Source organism: Micromonospora sp. NBC_01655 (genome assembly GCF_026339755.1).
In the GTDB taxonomy this organism is placed as follows: domain Bacteria; phylum Actinomycetota; class Actinomycetes; order Mycobacteriales; family Micromonosporaceae; genus Micromonospora.
This window is the reverse complement of the sequence record NZ_JAPEQF010000001.1, coordinates 2795149-2813422: the sequence shown is the minus strand read 5'-3', so window position 1 is coordinate 2813422 and position 18274 is coordinate 2795149. Positions and strand designations below refer to the sequence as shown.

The following is an 18274-nucleotide window of genomic DNA, read 5'->3' as shown; positions in this document are numbered from 1 at the left end:
TCGCGTCGACGACCCGCCCGCCGAGGTCGGTGCCGCCCGCCGGTTCCCGGCGGCACCGACCTCGGCCCCGGCGGATCAGCCGGCCGTGTCGGACGCGGGCTCGGCGGCCTCCAACAGCGGCCCGCGTACGGATCGGCCGATGCGGTGGGCCTCGGCCAGGATGTGGGTGCGCCAGCGTCGCCACAGTGGGGTGAGCCGGGAGGTGATCAGGACGACGTCGACGGCGGCGTCGGGCAGGACGGTGCGGATGCCGATGGCGTGGTGGGTGGGGTGTGCCGGGTCGGTGGGCAGCCGTTGGCGCAGCGTCTCGTCGTAGTCGAACAGGTCGGCGGGCGGGAACCCGGCCGGCAGTTCGCCGCCGCAGCCGAACACGGCGACCCGGGTGCCCGGCGGCAGGGTGTCGCGCAGGTGGGCCAGCTCCGCCGTCACGTCCAGGCTGCGGGCCCGGTTGACCGCCCGGCGGACGGCGGGCAGTTCCAGCCTGACGTGCCAGTCGCGGGTGTCCTCAAGCTGGGGCAGGTGCTTGGAGTACCAGGCCCAGAGCAGTTCCAGCACCGGCTCGGGATGCTTGTGCAGGAACGTGAGCATGTTGCTGCGGTTGTCGCTGAGGTCCGGGTCCGACCGACGCGGATGCGGCGAGTCCACCGCCCAGCCCTCGCGGCTGACCTCGAACGACAGGCCGTGCCGGTACAGGCGGAAGCCCAACTCCGTGTCCTCGGCGCCCCAGGAGCGGAAGTCCTCGTCGAAGCCGCCGACGGCCCAGAACTCCGCCGCCGGGACGGAACAGTTGCACGTCCAGAACAGCTGCCACGGCAGCGCCGTACGGGCGAGGTAGAAGCGGGCGGTCGCGAAGAGGGAGTGCCGGGAGTCCTGGAATGCCGGGACGGCGCCGTAGTCGCGCACGACCTCCTCGGGGGTGTGCGTCCGGAGGATCTCCTCCAGTCCTGGTGTCGGGTGCTCGGGACGGAACCCGTAGGTGTAGCCGACCACCGCCCGGGCCGGGCCGGGCTCGCGGTGCGCGGCCAGGTGCCCGGTGACGAAGTCGGGGCCGGGGAGGATGCCGCTGTCCACGAAGGCCAGGATCGCGCCACGGGCGAGCCGGGCACCGGCGTTGCGGGCGGCGCCGGCGCGGAAGCCCAGGTCCTCCTGGAAGTGGTACCGCAGGCGGAGCCGGTCGGTGAAGTCCTCCACCGTCTGGCGGGTGTCGTCGGTCGACCCGTCGTCGGCGACGACGACCTCGAAGACGTCCGTCGATGCATGCTGGTCGGCCAGTGCCGTCAGCGTGCTGCGCAACAGACGGGAGCGGTTGTAGGTGGGAATAATGACGGAGATCATCGGCGTTGCGGCGCCAGAGGACATTGTGGCGACTCCGTGTGGTCGGGGCGTAACAACGTAGCTGTCGCCGAATGCCGGGGACCATCATCCATGAGGGTCATTCGTATTCCTCCCCCGCGATCCGTCCCGACCGACTCCCGCCGAGCGGGCGATCACGCATCGTCGGGCGTGATCCGCGCGGGGCGGCCCGAGCACGCGGGGCGGCCCGATCACGCGGGTCGGGCCGGGCGGCGGGTCGCCGCAGCGCCGCTCACCGAGCGTGCCGCACCACCGGTGATCGAGGGGGCGGCCGGTCTGCCGAAACGCTTCGTCGAAGCGTTTCGACACAGCCCGCGAGGCTCGCCGGCCCACCGCTGGAGGAGGTGCGCGATGGCCACCATGCACGACGTCGCCCGCCTCGCGCGGGTCTCCGTCAGCACGGTGTCATGCTGCGCCGACTGCACGAGCGCGGCGCTCCTGACCGTCCCCACGCTGCGCAGCCGTCCGCGCGCTCCACAGCCGCCCCTCCGGGGCGGCGGCCGGCGCGCTCAGCGGAGCTGCTCGTCCGCCCAGCGGGCGAGCAGCTCCAGCACCGGCCGGCGGCCGGCGAACATCTCGATCTCGCCGCGCCGGTCGTAGCTCTGCACCGTGCCGCCCCCGGCCCGGCAGAGCATCAGCGGGGCCAGCCAGAGGTACTTCGCCGCCCCGGTGAGCCGGACCGCGCGGACGACCACGTCCGGGCTGACGGCCCCGGCCAGGCCGGCGGCGTACCGGTCGACGACCGTCGCCGCCACCTCGTCGAGCAGGGCGACGTCGACCAGCCCGTCGAGGAAGGTGTCCAGCACCAGGTTCGCGGCGTCCTCCCCGACCGGCCCGGGGCCGACGAACGACCAGTCCAGCAGCACCGGGCCGGCGTCGCCGAACACCAGGTTCATCGGCCAGCAGTCGTGGTGGCACAGGGTGCCCGGCAGCCCGTCGACGGCGGCCAGCAGCGCGTGCCGGTGGTCCCAGAGCCCGCGCAGGGCGGCGCGCAGCGGCGCGGGCCACGCGGCCACGGCGACCGGGTGGTCCCACGGCACCGGCTCGACGACCGGCCGGGTCAGGGTGTAGTCGCGCAGCCAGTCCCGGGCCAGCCAGTCGTAACCGGGCGACCGGCCGAGCCAGGCGGCGTGCCCGGCGCCGAGGCGGCGCGCGGCGTCACCGAGGTCGGCGACCGTGCCGGCGGTGCCGGGCCGCCCGCCGACGTCGGCCAGCCAGAGCGCCACGGTGCCGTCCGGACGCTCGTCGACCGCCAGCGTCTCGGGCGCGGCCAACCCGGCGTCGGCGAAGGCCCGGCCGGCCAGGCCGCTGCGGTACGCCTCGACCTCGCGCCGCCAGTAGTTCCAGTGCCCGGGGTCGGTGCTGCCGGCCCAGTGCGCCGGCCCCTCGCGGCCGGGCGGGGTGATCAGCTTCAGTACGGCCGGGCGGCCGTGCCGGCGGGTCCGCCAGATGCCACCGGTCACCGCGTTGAACGGGTTGTGGGTCAGTTCCTCGGCCGGCTCGTCGGCGGGCACCAGGTCGACGGGGGGACGGGGCACCCGTTCGACCCTACGTCCTGCCGACCCGCCCGTGGCACGGCACCCGTCGCCTTGATCACCCGGCCGGGGTGGTGGGGTGGGGTGGGGCGGGGTGGGGGTCAGGCGCCGATGCGTTGGGGTGGGACGGTCAGGCCGTACAGGGCCATCAGTTCGGGGGTGTCGACCCGGCTGCCGTCGGCCACCGAGTCGCAGGAGATGTCCACGATCTGGTCCTTGTGCGCCAGCAGGTAGGGCCGGGCGCCGACGTCCGCGCTGGCCAGGGTGGCGATACCGGCCCAGTGCCGGCGGCCGAAGATCATCGGGTACCCGCGCAGCCCGCTGTAGGTGGCGCAGGCCAGCACGTCGGGGTACGGCAGCGCGGCCACCCGCCGGACCGCTGCCGGCGTGAGCCCCGGCATGTCCACCGGCACCACCACCACCGCCTCGACCGCCTCGTCGGTCAGCGCGGCCAGGCCCGCCCGGATCGACGAGCCGACCCCGGTCCCCCACGCGCGGTTGACCACCACGGTGGCCCGGCTCAGGTCGGCGGTCTGCCGGACCTGGTCGGCCGCCGCGCCCAGCACCACCACGAGCTGTTCACAGCCCGCCTCGGTCATCGTGTCGATCATCCGGTCCACCAGGGATTGCTCGCCCTTGTGGAGCAATGCCTCGGGGCCGCCGAGACGGCGTCCCCCGCCCGCTGCGATGATCATTCCTGCGATTCGCACACCGAAAGCAACGAGCGCCCGACAGATCAGTGTCGGGGCGAAACGGATATTTGCCCACATTCGCCCCGGGGGTCGGCTCAGCGACGGTATCAGCGACCGTACTCGTCGGCCAGCGGCGGTTCGAGGACCGGGTGTCGGCGAGGAGCCGGAGCTGCTGGCCCAGTCGCAGGAGCAGGCCGGTGCCGCCGGGACGGCCGGCTGGCTGGCGGTCCCCGACCGCGCCGTCGCCCGGGGGCAGGCGCCGCCCGAGGCCCGACACCCCCGGGTGGCCACGGTGGCCCTCGCGCTGCTGCGCGGGCGCGTCCACCCGGGAACCCGCCTGACCGGCACAGCCCCACCGCGCCCGCCGGAGCCGGTCGCCGCTGCGGACGGGGCGGTGCGGCGGACCGGCGGCGGGGCGGGGCTGGCCGCAGGGCGGCGGTCAGGCGTCGGCGTAACAATCGACGACGGACAGGTCCAGCGGGAACCGGACCGGGGTGTCGCCGAACAGCAGCGCGGCGGCCCGCTCGCCGCTGGCCCGGACCGCCGCGGCCACCGCGTCGGCCTGCGCCGCCGGGCAGTGCACGATCACCTCGTCGTGCTGGAAGAAGACCAGCTCGGCGTCGGTGCCGGCGAGCGCCGTCCGCAGGGTGGCCAGCAGGGTCGAGGCCCACTCGGCGGCCGTCGCCTGGATGACGAAGTTGCGGGTGAACCGGCCCCGGGAGCGGGCCGCCCGGGCCCTCGGCCCCTGCGGGTCGGCCGCCGCGTCCGGGTCGCCCCCGCCGTCGTCGCCGTCGGCGAACCCGGCCGTGCCGGGCGGGCACGTCCGGCCCAGCCAGGACCGGACCAGCCCGCCAGCCTCGCCGGTACGGGCCGCCGCCTCGACGTACGCGAAGGCGGTCGGGTAGTTGCGCCGCAGCACCGCGAGGGCGGGGACGGCCATCCCGCCGGTCTGCCCGTACATCGCGCCGAGCAGGGCCAGCTTGGCCCGGGCACGGTCGCCACCGAAGGAGTCCCGGGCGAGGGCGGCGTAGAGGTCGCCGGCCCCGCCGGCGGCGGCGAGCCGGGCGTCGCCGGAGACCGCGGCGAGCACCCTCGGTTCGAGCTGTCCGGCGTCGGCGACGACGAGCCGCCAGCCCGGGTCGGCCAGCACCGCCCGCCGGATCACCTTCGGGATCTGCAACGCTCCACCGCCCCTGGTGGCCCACCGGCCGGAGACCACCCCGCCGGGGACGTACTCCGGGTGGAACCGGCCGCCGCGCACCCAGGCGTCCCGCCAGGCCCAGCCGTGCGCCGTCCAGATCCGGTAGAGCTCCTTGTGCTCCAGCACCAGCGGCACCGCGGGGTGGTCGACCCCGCGCAGCACCCAGGCCCGGGTGTTGGGCAGCTCCACCCCGGCCCGGGCGAACGCCTTGAGCAGCTCGGCCGGGGAGTCGGCGTGCAGCCGGCGCAGCCCGAACGCCTCGGCGATCCGGGCGGCCAGCTCGGCCAGCCGGCGGGGCGGGCCGCCGACCGGGGACGGCTCGCCGAGCAGCTCGGTGAGGATCTCGTCGTGCACCTCGGCCCGCCAGGGCAGGCCGGTCGCACCCATCTCGGCCGCGATCAGCGCGCCGGCCGACTCGGCGGCCACCAGTAGGCGGAACCGGCCGGGGTGCTCGGTGGCGGCGATCCGGGCGAGCTGGTCGGCGTACACCCGGGTCAGGGCCTCGACGCCGGGGCCCGGCGGCCCTGGCAGCGCGTCGAAGAGCGCGCCCTGGCCGTGGCCCGGCGGCTCGGCCGGGCGGGGCGGCGGGTCGGGCGGCACCGGTGCCCCGCTGAACCGGGCCCAGGCTGCGGCGAACGAGCGGGGCTCGCCCCAGCGGCCGGCGTGCCCGAGCAGCAGCGACTCGGTCAGCTCCACGTCGTGGCAGCGGTCGAGCCGGACCCCGGCGCGCAGCAGCGCCGGGTAACCGGCGGCGCCGCAGGCCCAGACCCAGCGCGGGTGCTCGGCGGCCTCCCGGGCGGCCACCGCGGCGGCGAGGTCGGCCACCGGCTCGGCGGGGGCGGTGGGCCGGCCGGCGGGGTCGAGGGGTTGCAGGACTCCCCCGCCCCGGTCATCCGACACCACCGCCACCAGCACGAACGTGATTCTGCCTCGCCCCTGTGACAGTCCGCGCCCCACCACCCGCGCTCCGGACGCCGTCGGGCTGGCCGCGCTCTTTCCCGGAAAGAGTGGCCATTCCGCGTCGAATGGCCACTCTTTCCGTGAATTTGCGCCCGCAGTGGGGGTGGGTTACTTGCCTACGCCGGCGGTTAGGCCGGACTGGACCTGGCGTTGGAAGACGATGTAGACGATGAGCACCGGCAGCATCGCCATGGTCACCCCGGCGAACAGGCCGGACCAGTCGGACTTGTAGCCCTGGTTGACCGACAGCTCGATCAGCCCCTGGGAGATCACCTGGTTCTTGGGCTCGCCCGCCACCGACTGCATCAGCAGCGTCGGCAGGTACCACTGGTTCCACTGGCCCAGCACGTTGAAGATGCCGATGCTGATCAAACCGGGCTTGGACATCGGCAGCATGACGCTGAAGAACAGCCGGCTGTGCGAGGCCCCGTCGACCATCGCCGCCTCGGCGATCGAGTTCGGCAGCGTCCGGAAGAACGAGTGCATGAAGAAGATCGTGAACGACAGCGACCAGGCCACGTACACGAAGATCAGCATGAGGTGCTTGTTCGGGCCCAGCAGCGGGAACGCGATCCCCAGGTTGTAGACGCCCTTGAACAGCGGCACCGCGGCGAGGTAGATGGGCAGCGTCAGGCCCGACAGGAACATGTAGTAGATCAGCCGGTTGCCGGGGAACTCGTAGCGGGCCAGCACGTACGCGGCCATCGAGCCGAGCAGCATGGTCAGGAAGACGCTGCCGACCAGGACCAGCAGGGTGTTCAGGAAGAACGCCCCGAGGTGGCCCTCGCCCCAGGCCCGGCTGAAGTTGTCCCAGTGCAGCTCGTCCGGGATCAGCGACAGCGGCTCGCGGATGACCTGCGAGTCGTCCTTGAGCGCCGACATCACCACCCACAGCAGCGGGTAGATCACCATGACGGCCCAGACCGCCAGGAACACGTGCGAGAAACCGTTGAAGATGCGTCCGCCCAGCTCGCGGCCACGGCTCAGGACGCCGTCGGGCGTGGCGGGCGGCGGGGTGTGCCGCTTCGGGCTGGTCCGGTCACCGGACGGGTGGGTCACCGTGCTCATCGTCCAGCCTCCTCAGTACTCGATCCGCTCACGGCGGGTGATCCGGAGCTGGAGCGCGGCCAGCAGGATCGTGAAGATGGCCAGCGAGACACCCATCGCGCAGGCGTAACCGAACTGGCCCTTCTGGAACGCGGTGAAGTTGAGCACCGACGCGAAGATCTCACTGGCGTGGTTGGGCCCGCCCTGGCTGGGCGTCATGACGAAGACCAGGGCATACATGTCCAGCGCGATGAAGCCCAGGTAGACCCAGGCCACGGAGATGGTGTCCCGCAGCAGCGGCAGGGTGATCCGGAAGAAGGTGTGGAACCGGCCCGCGCCGTCGAGGATGGCCGCCTCGTAGATGTCCTTCGGGATCGACTGCATCGCGGCGGAGAAGAGCACCATGTAGAAGCCGGCGCCGCTCCACACCGCGATCAACAGCAGCCACCAGAGCACCGCGGGCACGCCGAGGAAGGGCTCGGGGTCGGCGGTGAAGGCGATCGGGTTGTCCGCGTCGACCAGCCCGACCTTTATCAGCAGGCCGTTGATCAGGCCCTGCCCGTCGGACCGGTAGATCTGCTGCCACATCACGGCGATGACCACGAGTGACAGGACCTGCGGGAAGAAGAAGATGACCTTGTAGATCCCGGAGCCGAAGATGCCCCGGATGCCGGCCCTGTCCTCGCGTCCGCCCACGTTGAGCAGGAACGCGAGGAACAGGGCCAGCGCGATCGTGAACAGCGGCACGGTCACCAGGAAGAACACGTTGTGCCAGAACGCCTTCCTGATCAGTTCGTCGGAGAACAGCCGGACGTAGTTGTCCAACCCGACGAACTCCTGCTTGTCGGAGTAGCCTCCCCAACTGGTCAGCGAGTATCCGGCTGCCTGGGCGAAGGGCCACACCACGTAGAAGAGGTACAGCGCGACGGGGAGGGCCAGGAAGCCCGTGACGAAGCGCGCGACACCGTGCCGCATTCCACTCACTCTCTCGTTCGGATCAGTGGTCCGTCGCCGCCATCAGGCGCGGGTCTGCTTCTTGATCGACGAGTCCTTGGCGACCTTGTCGGCGGCCGCCTGCATCTTGTCGACGAACTGCTGCGCGTTGAGCCGGCCGGCCATCAGCTCCTCGGAGAGGTTCTGGCTCTCCTTGTCCAGGTCGGCGTAGAAGTCGAAGAACTTGGCCTTGATCAGGTCCTTGGGCGCGTTCTTCATCAGCTCGTTGGCGGTGGACAGCGCCGAGTCCTGCACCCCGTCGCCGGAGCCCTTGGTGGAGGCGAGCGACTTGGTCAGCTCCGCGAACTTGGTGGAGCCGGACTTGGACAGCACGGCCCGCAGGAACTCCTTCGCCGCCGCCTTGTTCGGGGCCTTGCTCGGCACCACCAGGCCCTCGCCGGCACCGGCGAAGACGTCCTTGGGCGCCTTGTCGGTGGCGCCCAGGCCCCAGTAGTCCGACAGCTTCATCTCGAAGCCCGGCGGGATCGTCGCCGCCATCTCGTTCTTCAGCCAGGTGCCGACCTGGATGAACGCCGCCTTGCCGTCGAGCCACGCCTGCTGCGACTGGGTGTGGTTGAGGTTGCCCGGCAGGAGCAGCTTGTCCTTGACCAGCTTCTCCCACGCCTGCAGGGCGGGCAGGACGCCGTCCGCCTTCCAGGCGTTCTCCTTCAGGTTGTCGATGTCGATGACGACCTGCCGACCGGCCGACTTCCAGATCGTCGCCATCAGCGCCCAGCGCGGGTAGTAGCCGTGCACCGCGTCGTGCACGTACGGGGCGATGCCCTTGGCCTTGATCTTCGGCGCCAGGGCGAAGAACTCGTCGAACGTCTTCGGCGGCTCCCAGCCCTCCTTGGTGAACAGCGCGCCGTTGTACCAGTTGCCCCAGACGGTGTAGGCCACGTTGACCACGAAGAACTTGCCCTGGAAGGTGCCGTCCTCGACGGTGCCCGGCAGCAGCGTGTCGGCGACGGTGCCCTCGCCGTCCCAGGCCGGGGCGGCGAGCAGGTCGTCCAGCGGCTCGATGGCGCCCTCGTTGACCAGGGTGCTGATGTCCATCATGTCCGCGCCCGAGTTCATCACGAGGTCGCTCGGCTGCGTCGACATCTTCGGCTGTTCTTCGGTCTTGATCTTCTGGGTGGAGCTCATGTTGACCGTCACGCCCGCGTGCTTGGCGTTGAAGACGGTCTTGTCCTCCTTGGCCCACTGGTCGCCGAGGCCGCCGTTGAAGATGACCACCTTGACGGCGCTGCCGTCCTTCAGGCCGAACGGGTTGTCCTTGCTCTTGGCGGCCCCGGAGTCGTCGGACTTGCTCGGCTCGCTGCCGGCGCAGGCGCTGAGCAGACCGGCGGCGGGAGTGACGAGCAGGCCCGCGGCGGCGGCGCGCCGCAGCAGGGTCCGGCGGCTCAGGTCGGCCGGGTGCTCGGGGGTAACCGACATCTTTTGTCTCTCCTTGTGGTGTCGAATCAGGCGGTACGCCGGAGACGCCCGGCGTACCTCGACTCGAGGGCGAGGTTGTGCTCGTCCCCACCGGGGACGTTGGCGGAGAGGTAGATAGGGGGTACCTCTCCGGCCTGGTGGAACCGTCGTACGACCTCGGCGGTCAGTAGCTGCGCCAGCAGCGCGGCGGTGACCGAGGAGACCGCACAGACCGCGCCGCCGCCCTCGAGCGGCAGCAGTGCGTCGCCGTACGGCGCGCCGTTGTCCAGCACGACGTCGGCGAGGTCGGCGAGCCGGTGCCCCGACGGGTGCCGAGGGGCGACCCGCGCGGTGTGCTCGACGGACGTGACCGCGATCAGCGGGTGGCCGTTGCCCCTGACCAGCGTCGCCAGCTCGACCACCGAGCCGTTGATGCCGGACTGGGACGCGATCAGGAAGACGTCCCGCGGGTGCGGGGCGGCCAGGGCGTAGAGCTGGTGGGCGACGGCCGGGTCGCGTTCCAGCTTCGGATCGGCGAGCACGTCGCGGGGCGCGTCGCCGTGCAGCACGAGGTCGTGCAGGGTGAGCCGGTTGGTCGGGACCAGCCCGCCGGCCCGGGCCACCAGTTCGGCGGCGAACGCCTCGGAGTGGCCGGCGCCGAACGCCTGGAGCACCCCGCCGGCGCGCAGGCTGGCGACGATCAGGTCGGCGGCCCGGCCGACCGCCTCCGCCTGCGAGTCGACGACCCGGTCGAGGACGGGACGGACGGCGTCGGCGTACCCCTGTGCGCTGATCATGCGGTGGCCCCCTTCGCGGCCTTGTGCCCGTCGACGGCCTGGGCGGTGCGCCGGAAGGCCGCGTGGGCGCGGGCGTGGGTGCGCTGCGCCACCGCGATGTAGAGCAGGTCGAGCACGACGAGTTGCGGGTGCCGGGCGGACAGCGCGTCCGGCCGGAAGGTGGTGGCCTGGCTCGCGGTGAGCAGCACGATGTCCGCCAGTTCGGCCAGCGGCGAGCGGGGGAAGCCGGTGAGGGCGACGGTGCTCGCGCCCCGGCTGCCCGCCTCGGCGAGCATCTCGATGGTCTCCCGGGTCTGCCCGGTGTGCGAGATGCCCAGCGCCACGTCACCGGGGCCCAGCAGCGCGGCGCTGGCCAGCCCCTCGTGCACGTCGCTCCAGGCCCAGGCGGCCACCCCGATGCGGTGCAGACTGAACTGCATCTCCGCGCCGACGAGGGCGCTGCCGGAGGCGCCGAAGATGTTGACCCGGCTGGCGCCGGCGATGGCCACCGCCGCCCGCTCGACCTCGGTCAGGTCGAGCAGCGCCGCGGTGTCGTGCATGGCCCGGGTGTCGGCCGCCATGATCTGGCCGAGCACCCGCTCCAGGGGGTCGCCGGGCTGGATCTCCCGGCCGATGTCGACGGTCCAGCCGGCGGAGCGGGCCCGGCCGGTCTCGGCGGCGATGCCGAGGCGCAGGTCCGCGTACCCCTCGAAGCCCATCGCCCGGCAGAACCGGGTGATGGTGGCCGGGGAGGTGCCGCTGCGCTCGGCCAGCTCGACGATGGTCGCCCGGGCGGCGGCCTCCGGGTCGCTGAGCACGTGCTCGGCGACCCGGCGGAGCGCCCCCGTCAGCTCCCCGACGCCGGCCCGGACCCGGACCAGCACACCGTCGGCGGGGAGCCCACCCCGCCGGTCGGCCGTGTCGGCGTCGACCACGGCGGCCCCCGCGGGGGTGTCCACCTCGTGATCCACCATGGGACGCCTTTCGAGAAAGAGTGTTAACTGTTAGTGGTAAAAGTTCTTACTGAAGGGCCCTCCCTGTCAAGACCGTGGTCGAAGTTTTCAAACTGTTACCTGGCGCACAGCGCCGCCCGGGCCGGGAATCTTGCCTCGCGCAGCCGGGCCGACCAGCATGAACCCGCCCGCTCCACCCCGCAGCGCCCAGGAGGCCCAACGGATGTCCGACACCGTCGTGGTCGGTCTCGACGTCGGGGGTACGTCCACCCGGGCGCTCGCCGTCACCCTGTCCGGGAACCGCCTCGGCACGGGCCGGGCCGGCGGGGGCAACCCCACCAGCCACGGCGCCGAGCGGGCCGCCGGCGAACTGCTGGCCGCCCTGCGCGGCGCGCTGGCCGGCGTGGACCCGGCCCGGGTCCGGGCCGGCACGATCGGGCTGGCCGGGGCGGGCCGGCTGCTCGCCGACCCGGCCGGGCGGGCCGCGTTCGACCGGGCCTGGCGGGACGCCGGGCTACGCTGCCCGTACGCGGTGCACGGCGACGCCCTCGTCGCATACGCCTCGGGCACCGCCAGCACCGCCGGGACGGTGCTGATCGCCGGCACCGGGGCGATCGCGGCACAGGTCCGCGACCTGCGCCTGGACCGGATCGCGGACGGCCACGGCTGGCTGCTCGGCGACGCCGGCTCGGGCTTCTGGCTGGGCCGCGAGGCGGTCCGCCGGCTCCTGGCCGACCTGGACGCCGGCCGGGAGCCGGGCCCGCTGGGCCGGCGGGCGCTCGGCGAGCTGCTGGGCGGCGACGAGGTGGCCGACCGCCCCCGGGACACGGTGGACGCGGTGGTCCAGGCCGTCACCCGCCGTCCGCCGGTGGAGCTGGCCCGGCTCGCGCCGCTGGTGGTGACCTCCGCCGACGAGGGCGAACCGGTCGCCGCGGAGCTGATCGCGGAGGCCGCCGCGCACCTCGCGGAGAGCGTCGCGCGGATCCGGCCGGCCGGCGCGCAGGACCCGGTGGTCCTCGGGGGCGGCCTGCTCACGGCGGACACCCCGCTGGCCGGCGCGGTCCGGCGGGAGTTGGCCCGGCGGTGGCCGGGCGCGCCGCTGCGCGCGGCCGGCGACGGGGCCGCGGGGGCGGCCTGGCTCGCCGCCCGGGACCTGTCCGAGGTCACCGACCCGACGGCCCTTCATCCGCTGCTGGTGCCGCCGACGACATACGACGCCGGCGCGGGCCGACGCACCTGACGGCGCAGCCGACCCGGGCCGGCGGTCGGCGCGGACCACGCCGCGACGGCGGTGCCGGCCGGCTCCGGCCGGTCCCGCGGGCGCGCGCCGGCCGCCGCCGAGCACGACCCACGTCCGCCGGCGCTCCCGCTGCTCCCCCGTCTCTGCGAGCAGCCGGAGCGACTCACCCACCACCGCAGGGGCTCACCCACCAGCGGACGCGGGCCGTCGATCACGCCCGGGTGCTGGTGATCGACGGCCAGCACCGCCGATCCGAATCGGGACTGTCGCAGACCCCGAGCTTGACCAACCTGTCGGGTGAGTGCGGCGATCCGTCGATGGTGACATCCGGGCGCGGCAGCGCCCCGATTGTTGGACGTGCGTGGACGACCGTGGACGGCGCCTGGCAGGATGCGCGGGTGAGCGACAAGTCCCGTGACCGGTCCAGATTGGACAGCCGTGGGACGGAGCGGGAGTTGTTGGCGGAGCTGAACTCGCTACGGGTCCGCGCGGCCCGCCGACGCGGCAAGGCCAGGCTGTCGCTCCAGGATCTGACGGCGGCCACCGGCGTGCCCAAGAGCAGCCTGGCGAACTACCTGACCGGGCGCACCGCCATGCCCCTCGATGTCCTCGACCGGCTGCTGCTCGCCCTCGGGGTGGATCCGGTCGACGCGGGGGCCTGGGCAACGCGGTGGGAACGGCTCACCGGGGAGCGGCTGGGCAACCGGACAGCCGACAGCGGCCTGAGCCGCGCCGGGACCACCGAGGGCCAGCGGGACGACGAGCCGGCGCACGGCCCGGACCCGACAGCCCCCGGAACCCCGGACCGGCCCGGTCCGGCGCTGCCGGTGCCCGCCCAGCTCCCACCCGCCTCGACCGCGTTCACCGGTCGGCAGCACGCCCTGGCGGGCCTCGACGAGCTGCTCGCCGAGGTCGACGGGAAGCCGGGCACCCCGGTGATCGCGGTCGTCACCGGGACCGCCGGGGTGGGCAAGACCACCCTGGTGACCCACTGGGCACAGCGGGTCCGCGACCGTTTTCCGGACGGTCAGCTCCACGTCAACCTGCGGGGTTTCGATCCGGCGCGGGATCCGGTCCCGCCCGCCGAGGCGGTACGCGGCTTCCTGGACGCCTTCGACGTCCCCCGGCACCGGGTCCCGACCGGCATCGACGCGCAGATCAACCTGTTCCGCAGCCTGCTGACCGGCCGGCGGATGCTGCTGGTCCTCGACAACGCCCGGGACGCCGACCAGGTCCGCCCGCTGCTGCCGGGCTGCTCCGGCTGCATGGCGCTGATCACCAGCCGCAGCCAGCTACCCGGCCTGATCGCGGTCCAGGGCGCCCGGCCGATCGCCCTGGAACTGCTCGCCACCGAGGAGTCGACCGCGCTGCTGGCCCGCCGGCTCGGCGCCGGCCGGGTGGCGGCGGAACCGGCGGCGGTCGACGAGATCGTGCGGCACTGCGCCGGGCTGCCACTGGCCCTGGCGGTCGTCGCCGCCCGCGCCACCACCCGGCCGAGATTCCCGCTGGCGGCCATCGCCGCCGAGCTGCGCGAGGCCCCCCGGCGCCTCGACCCGCTCGCCGGCACCGAGCCCGGCATCGACGTCCGGGCCGTCCTCTCCTGGTCGTACGCCCAGGTCGGCGCGCCGGCCGCCCGGCTGTTCCGGCAGTTCGGGCTGGTCCCGGGGCCGGACATCGGGGTCGCCGCGCTGGCCAGCCTCGCCGGCGCGTCGGTGCCCGAGGTCCGGCCGCCGCTCGCCGAGTTGGTCGACGCGCACCTGGTCACCGAGCACCGGCCCGGCCGGTTCACCTGTCACGACCTGCTGCGCGCGTACGCCCGGGAGCTGGCCGACGCGGACCCGGAGCCCGACCGGCGGGCGGCGACCCGCCGGGTGCTCGACCACTACCTGCACGCCGCGCACGGCGCCGAACGGCCGTTGCAGCCGCCCCGGGGTCCGATCGCGCTCGCCGAGCCGGCGCCCGGGGTGACCCCGGAACGTCTCGACGACCGGGCCGCCGCGCTGGTCTGGTTCGCCGCGGAGCACCGGGCGCTCGTCGCCGCCGTCGAGCACGCGGCCGACACCGGCCACGACGGGCACGCCTGGCAGCTCGCCGCCGCCTGCGTCAGCTTCTTCGACCTGCGCGGGCACTGGCACGACTGGACCGGCACCCAGGAGATCGCGCTGGGCGCCGCCCGCCGGCTCGGCGACCGGGCCGCCGAGGCACACGCGCACCGTTTTCTCGGCGGCGCCGCCACCCGGCTCGGCCGGTTCGTGGCCGCCCACGCCCACCAGTCGCGCGCGCTGGAGCTGTTCGGCGAGCTGGGCGACCAGCTCAACCAGGCGTTCACGCACCGCAGCCTGGGCTGGATCGCCGAGCGGTCGGGCCAGCACGCCACCGCGCTGCGGCACGACCTGCGGGCCCTGGAGCTGTTCCGGCGCACCGGCCACCGCGTCCAGGAGGCGAGGACCCTCAACTCGGTCGGCTGGTGCCACGCCCAGCTCGGCGACCACCGGCAGGCGATCGCGGACTGCGAGCGGGCGCTGGCCCTGCTCGACGAGAAGGGCGACCTGGACGGCGTCGCCATGACCCTGGACAGCCTCGGCTACGTCCACCGGCTGCTCGGCGAGCACGCCCGGGCCGCCGAGCTGTACCGCCGGGCCCAGGAGCTGTTCGTGGCGCTCGGTGACCGGCACGGCGAGGCCGAGGCCGGGGCGAACCTCGGCGACACCCTGCGCGAGGCCGGCGACCCCGAGCGGGCCGCCGCCGCGTGGCGGCACGCGCTGGCCATCCTCGACGACGTCGACGACCCGAAGGCCGCCCGGGTCCGGGCCAGCCTCGACGAGCTGGTCTGCGCCGAGCTGGACCCGGACGGCCCCCGAACCGGCTGGCGGTCGGCTATTTGAGCTGGCCGGCGGTGAGGCCGGTCTGCACCTGACGCTGGAAGATCAGGTACACCAGCAGCACCGGGACCACGGCGATGGTGAGGCCGGCGAAGAGCTGGGCGTAGTCGCCGGCGTACCCCTGGCTGATCGACAGGGCGGCCAGGCCCTGGGCCAGCATCCACTTCGAGTCGTCGCCCTGGAGCAGCACCTGCGGCAGCAGGAACTGGTTCCAGTGGCTGAGGAAGTTGAAGAGCGCGACGCTGACCAGCCCCGGGCGGGCCATCGGCAGCATCACCCGGAAGAACAGCCGGAAGTGGCCGCACCCGTCGACCAGCGCCGCCTCCGCGACTGAGGTCGGCAGGGTGCGGAAGAACGCGGTGAGGAAGAAGACCGTGAACGGCAGCGAGTACGCCGCGTAGACCAGCACCAGCCCGGTCCAGGTGCCGAAGAGCCCGGCGTTGCGGACTACGAAGAACAGCGGCACCAGGGCCAGGAAGACCGGGAACATCAGCCCGCCGACGAACAGGTAGTAGGCGAGCTGGCGGCCCCGGAACTCGTACCGGGCGAAGACGTACGCGGCGGTGGCCCCCATCAGCATGGTGAGGGCGACCGAGCCGGTGACCACGACCGCGCTGTTGAGGAAGTACCGGCCGATGTGCGCCTCGCCCCAGGCGCGGGCCCAGTTGTCGAACCGCAGTGCGCCGGGCAGCCCCCACGGGTCGGCGATGATCTCGGCGTTGCTCTTGAACGAGCTGAGGAACATCCACAGCAGCGGCAGCACGGTCAGCGCGCCCCAGAACAGCAGGAAGCCGTGCGAGAGGAAATTCACGACCCCCCGCTCGCGGCGCACCGGCCGGGATCCCCGGGCGTCCCGGTCACCGTCGACGGCCACGCCGGCGGGCCTGTCCAGAGCGGTCATGACAGCTCGATCCGTTCCCGCCGGCTGGCCCGCAGCGCCAGCACGGCCACCGACAGGGTCAGGAAGAACATCACCACGCCGATCGCCGACGCGTAGCCGAACTTGTTCTCGGTGCCGAACGCCGTGTCGTACATCCGCACCCCGATCACGTCCGAGGAGAAGTTGGGGCCGCCGTTGGTCATGAGCTGCACCAGGATGAACCCGTCCAGGGCGGCGACGGCCAGGTAGATCCAGGCGACCTGCACGGTGTCCCAGAGCAGCGGGATGGTGATCCGGAACAGGGTCACCCACCGGGGCGCCCCGTCGAGCAGCACCGCCTCGTAGATCTCCCTCGGGATGGCCGACATGGCGGCCCCGAAGAGCACCACGTAGAAGCCGACGTTGGACCACACCATCACCGCCAGCACGCACCAGAAGGCGGTGCCCGGGTCGCCGAGCCAGGCCGGCCCGGACACCCCCACCACCCTGAGGATGCCGTTGAGCAGACCGCTCGTCGGGTGGTAGGCCTCCTTCCACAGCGCCGCGATGATCACCACGGAGAGCACCTGGGGGAAGAAGTACACGGTGCGGTAGAACGCGCCGCCGCGTACCCCGGTGACCCCGGCCCGGCCCCGGCGCCCGCCCATGCTGAGCATGGTGGCGAAGAACAGCCCGAACGCGATGGTGAACACCGGCACCAGGGCGAGCAGGATCGCGTTGTTCTTCAGCGCGTTCCACACGTAGTCGTCGTGCCACAGGGCCCGGAAGTTGGCCAGGCCCACCGGGTTGGCCTCGGCCGAGTAGCCGAGCCAGTCGGTGGTGGAGATCTGGAACGCCTGGAGGTACGGCGACACGACGAAGACGACGTAGAGCAGCAGGGGCGGTACCAGGAAGGTGACGATCAGCGGGATCTTGCCGTGCTTCACGCCGACCGCTTGTACTTCTTGATCGAGGTGTCGGCGGCGATCGAGTCGGCGCCCTTCTGGCACTGGTCGAGGAACTCCGCCGGGCCGATCCGCCCGCTGAAGAACTCGCCGCAGGCGGCGTCGACGAGGTTGCGCTCCAGCTTGCGGTAGTAGTTGTTGTAGACCCAGTTGAAGCCGTTGTCGCCGGACGCCTCCAGGGCCTTGACCACGGTGGTCAGCCCGTACGGCAGCTCGACGCCCTCGGTGGCCCCGGCCACCACGGTCAGGCTGGCGACCTTCTTCGTGAAGTCCTGGGCGCCCTGCTTCGACAGCATGGTGCGGAAGAACTCCAGGCCGCCGGCGACGTTCTTCGCCTTGGCCGGCACCATGAACGGCTCCCCGGCGGTGCCCCGGACCGCCTCGAACGGCAGCTTGTCGCCGGCGCCCAGGCTCGGCGTCGGCGCGACGGTCATGTTGAACCCGGCCGGGGTGACCGACTTCTGCTCGCTCTCCAGCCAGGAGCCGCAGGAGATGAACGCGGCCTTGCCCTGGCACCACGCGGTCTGCGACTGGACGTGGTCCAGGCCGGGCGTGCCGTCGAGGATGAACTTGTCCTTGACGATCTGGTGCCAGGCGTCGGCCGCGGCCTTCATGGCGTCGGACTTCCAGGCGTTCGGCTCCAGGTTGTCGATCGCGGTGGCGACCGAGGTGCCGCCGAACTTGATCGCGGTGGAGATCAGCGGCCAGCTCATGTAGCGGGGGTGCTTGCCGGCGTACGTCCAGGGGGCGATGCCCGCCGCCTTGATCTTCTTGCACAGGGCGATGTGCTCGTCCCAGGTCTTCGCGTACTCCCAGCCCCGGTCGGCGAAGAGCTTGGTGGAGTGCCAGATGCCGTAGGCGGTGTAGGTGTAGTTCATCACCAGGAACCGACCGTCGTACGAGCCGACCTCCACCGCGCCGGGCAGCAGGGTGTCCTTGACGGTCTTGCCGGGGATGTCGAGGCTCGGCGCGGCGAGCAGCTCGCCCAGGTCGGCGAGGGCGTTCTGGGAGACCAGGCCGTTGAAGTCGATCTGCCCGGCGCCGGAGTTGTTCACCACGTCCGGCGGGGTGCCGTCGACGAAACGGGGCTGGAGCGTCTTGCTGATCTCCGCGGTGGCCGAGTGCTTGATCTTGGCCTTCGGGTGGTTCGCGGTGTACATGGCCTCGTGGGCCTTGGCGTAGTCCTCACCGAAGCCACCGTTGAAGATCACCACCTCCAGCGGGGCGTCCTCGGCGACCCCGAGCGGGTTCTGCGCGGACTTGGTGCCCTGGTACGTCTTGGTGTCACCGGAGTCGCCGCCGCCACCGGTGGCGCAGCCGGCGAGCAGGCCGGCGGCGGGGGTGGCCAGCAGGCCGGCGGCGGCGCTGCGCCGCAGGATGTCACGCCTGTCCATCGTCGCTC

Annotated in this window: 14 protein-coding genes; 2 read left to right on the top strand and 12 right to left on the bottom strand. The window is 73.0% G+C overall.

Annotated elements, in window-relative coordinates:
• Positions 1-75: 75 nt before the first annotated feature.
• The 9 genes from OOK41_RS13240 to OOK41_RS13200 all read right to left on the bottom strand — a co-directional run bounded on the left by OOK41_RS13240 (position 76) and on the right by OOK41_RS13200 (position 10947).
• Positions 76-1359: a glycosyltransferase gene (locus OOK41_RS13240; RefSeq protein WP_117669612.1), complete on the bottom strand. Its 1284-nt coding sequence runs from the start codon at positions 1357-1359 to the stop codon at positions 76-78.
• 503 nt (positions 1360-1862) lie between these two features.
• The gene (locus tag OOK41_RS13235) at positions 1863-2891 is read right to left on the bottom strand and encodes a phosphotransferase (protein WP_266264946.1); all 1029 of its coding nucleotides are present in this window, start codon (positions 2889-2891) and stop codon (positions 1863-1865) included.
• Between the two features lie 98 nt (positions 2892-2989).
• Entirely contained in the window at positions 2990-3583 is a 594-nt protein-coding gene (locus OOK41_RS13230; protein ID WP_117669615.1) for an NTP transferase domain-containing protein, read from the bottom strand.
• 436 nt (positions 3584-4019) lie between these two features.
• On the bottom strand, positions 4020-5726 hold the full coding sequence (locus OOK41_RS13225; protein ID WP_266267807.1) for a bifunctional 3'-5' exonuclease/DNA polymerase: 1707 nt from the start codon (positions 5724-5726) through the stop codon (positions 4020-4022).
• 123 nt (positions 5727-5849) lie between these two features.
• Positions 5850-6653 (bottom strand): carbohydrate ABC transporter permease, encoded by an 804-nt coding sequence (locus tag OOK41_RS13220; protein WP_243639825.1) that lies wholly within the window; start codon positions 6651-6653, stop codon positions 5850-5852.
• A gap of 168 nt (positions 6654-6821) precedes the next feature.
• The gene (locus OOK41_RS13215; RefSeq protein WP_117669617.1) at positions 6822-7763 is read right to left on the bottom strand and encodes a carbohydrate ABC transporter permease; all 942 of its coding nucleotides are present in this window, start codon (positions 7761-7763) and stop codon (positions 6822-6824) included.
• 42 nt (positions 7764-7805) lie between these two features.
• Complete coding sequence (gene ngcE, locus OOK41_RS13210; RefSeq protein WP_117669618.1) at positions 7806-9218, bottom strand: N-acetylglucosamine/diacetylchitobiose ABC transporter substrate-binding protein; 1413 nt, start codon at positions 9216-9218, stop codon at positions 7806-7808.
• A gap of 26 nt (positions 9219-9244) precedes the next feature.
• Positions 9245-9994 (bottom strand): SIS domain-containing protein, encoded by a 750-nt coding sequence (locus tag OOK41_RS13205; RefSeq protein WP_266264942.1) that lies wholly within the window; start codon positions 9992-9994, stop codon positions 9245-9247.
• Positions 9991-10947, bottom strand: a complete 957-nt coding sequence (locus OOK41_RS13200; RefSeq protein ID WP_266264940.1) for a MurR/RpiR family transcriptional regulator — start codon at positions 10945-10947, stop codon at positions 9991-9993. The genes OOK41_RS13205 and OOK41_RS13200 overlap by 4 nt, the downstream gene beginning before the upstream one ends.
• Positions 10948-11149: 202 nt before the next feature.
• Between OOK41_RS13200 and OOK41_RS13195 the strand changes: the two genes are divergently transcribed.
• Positions 11150-12166, top strand: coding sequence for an N-acetylglucosamine kinase (locus OOK41_RS13195; protein WP_266264937.1), 1017 nt, complete (start codon positions 11150-11152; stop codon positions 12164-12166).
• Positions 12167-12564: 398 nt separating this feature from the next.
• Positions 12565-15051 (top strand): tetratricopeptide repeat protein, encoded by a 2487-nt coding sequence (locus OOK41_RS13190; protein WP_266264934.1) that lies wholly within the window; start codon positions 12565-12567, stop codon positions 15049-15051.
• On the opposite strand, the gene OOK41_RS13185 is transcribed toward OOK41_RS13190, so the two are convergent.
• From OOK41_RS13185 to ngcE (OOK41_RS13175), 3 genes are read right to left on the bottom strand one after another with little or no spacing between them, the layout of a single operon-like run.
• Positions 15044-15949: a carbohydrate ABC transporter permease gene (locus tag OOK41_RS13185; RefSeq protein WP_266264932.1), complete on the bottom strand. Its 906-nt coding sequence runs from the start codon at positions 15947-15949 to the stop codon at positions 15044-15046. The genes OOK41_RS13190 and OOK41_RS13185 overlap by 8 nt on opposite strands.
• Complete coding sequence (locus OOK41_RS13180) at positions 15946-16854, bottom strand: carbohydrate ABC transporter permease (protein ID WP_266264930.1); 909 nt, start codon at positions 16852-16854, stop codon at positions 15946-15948. The genes OOK41_RS13185 and OOK41_RS13180 overlap by 4 nt, the downstream gene beginning before the upstream one ends.
• Complete coding sequence (ngcE, locus tag OOK41_RS13175; RefSeq protein WP_266264928.1) at positions 16851-18266, bottom strand: N-acetylglucosamine/diacetylchitobiose ABC transporter substrate-binding protein; 1416 nt, start codon at positions 18264-18266, stop codon at positions 16851-16853. The genes OOK41_RS13180 and ngcE (OOK41_RS13175) overlap by 4 nt, the downstream gene beginning before the upstream one ends.
• Positions 18267-18274: the final 8 nt, after the last annotated feature.

Excerpts from the sequence above, each read along its gene's own strand:
- OOK41_RS13195 (WP_266264937.1), top strand. The coding sequence starts at position 11,150 with ATGTCCGACACCGTCGTGGTCGGTCTCGACGTCGGGGGTACGTCCACC.
- OOK41_RS13230 (WP_117669615.1), bottom strand. The coding sequence starts at position 3,583 with ATGATCATCGCAGCGGGCGGGGGACGCCGTCTCGGCGGCCCCGAGGCA.
- OOK41_RS13220 (WP_243639825.1), bottom strand. The coding sequence starts at position 6,653 with ATGGTGATCTACCCGCTGCTGTGGGTGGTGATGTCGGCGCTCAAGGAC.
- OOK41_RS13200 (WP_266264940.1), bottom strand. The coding sequence starts at position 10,947 with ATGGTGGATCACGAGGTGGACACCCCCGCGGGGGCCGCCGTGGTCGAC.
- OOK41_RS13240 (WP_117669612.1), bottom strand. The coding sequence starts at position 1,359 with ATGTCCTCTGGCGCCGCAACGCCGATGATCTCCGTCATTATTCCCACC.
- OOK41_RS13205 (WP_266264942.1), bottom strand. The coding sequence starts at position 9,994 with ATGATCAGCGCACAGGGGTACGCCGACGCCGTCCGTCCCGTCCTCGAC.
- OOK41_RS13185 (WP_266264932.1), bottom strand. The coding sequence starts at position 15,949 with ATGACCGCTCTGGACAGGCCCGCCGGCGTGGCCGTCGACGGTGACCGG.
- OOK41_RS13215 (WP_117669617.1), bottom strand. The coding sequence starts at position 7,763 with ATGCGGCACGGTGTCGCGCGCTTCGTCACGGGCTTCCTGGCCCTCCCC.
- ngcE (WP_117669618.1), bottom strand. The coding sequence starts at position 9,218 with ATGTCGGTTACCCCCGAGCACCCGGCCGACCTGAGCCGCCGGACCCTG.
- ngcE (WP_266264928.1), bottom strand. The coding sequence starts at position 18,266 with ATGGACAGGCGTGACATCCTGCGGCGCAGCGCCGCCGCCGGCCTGCTG.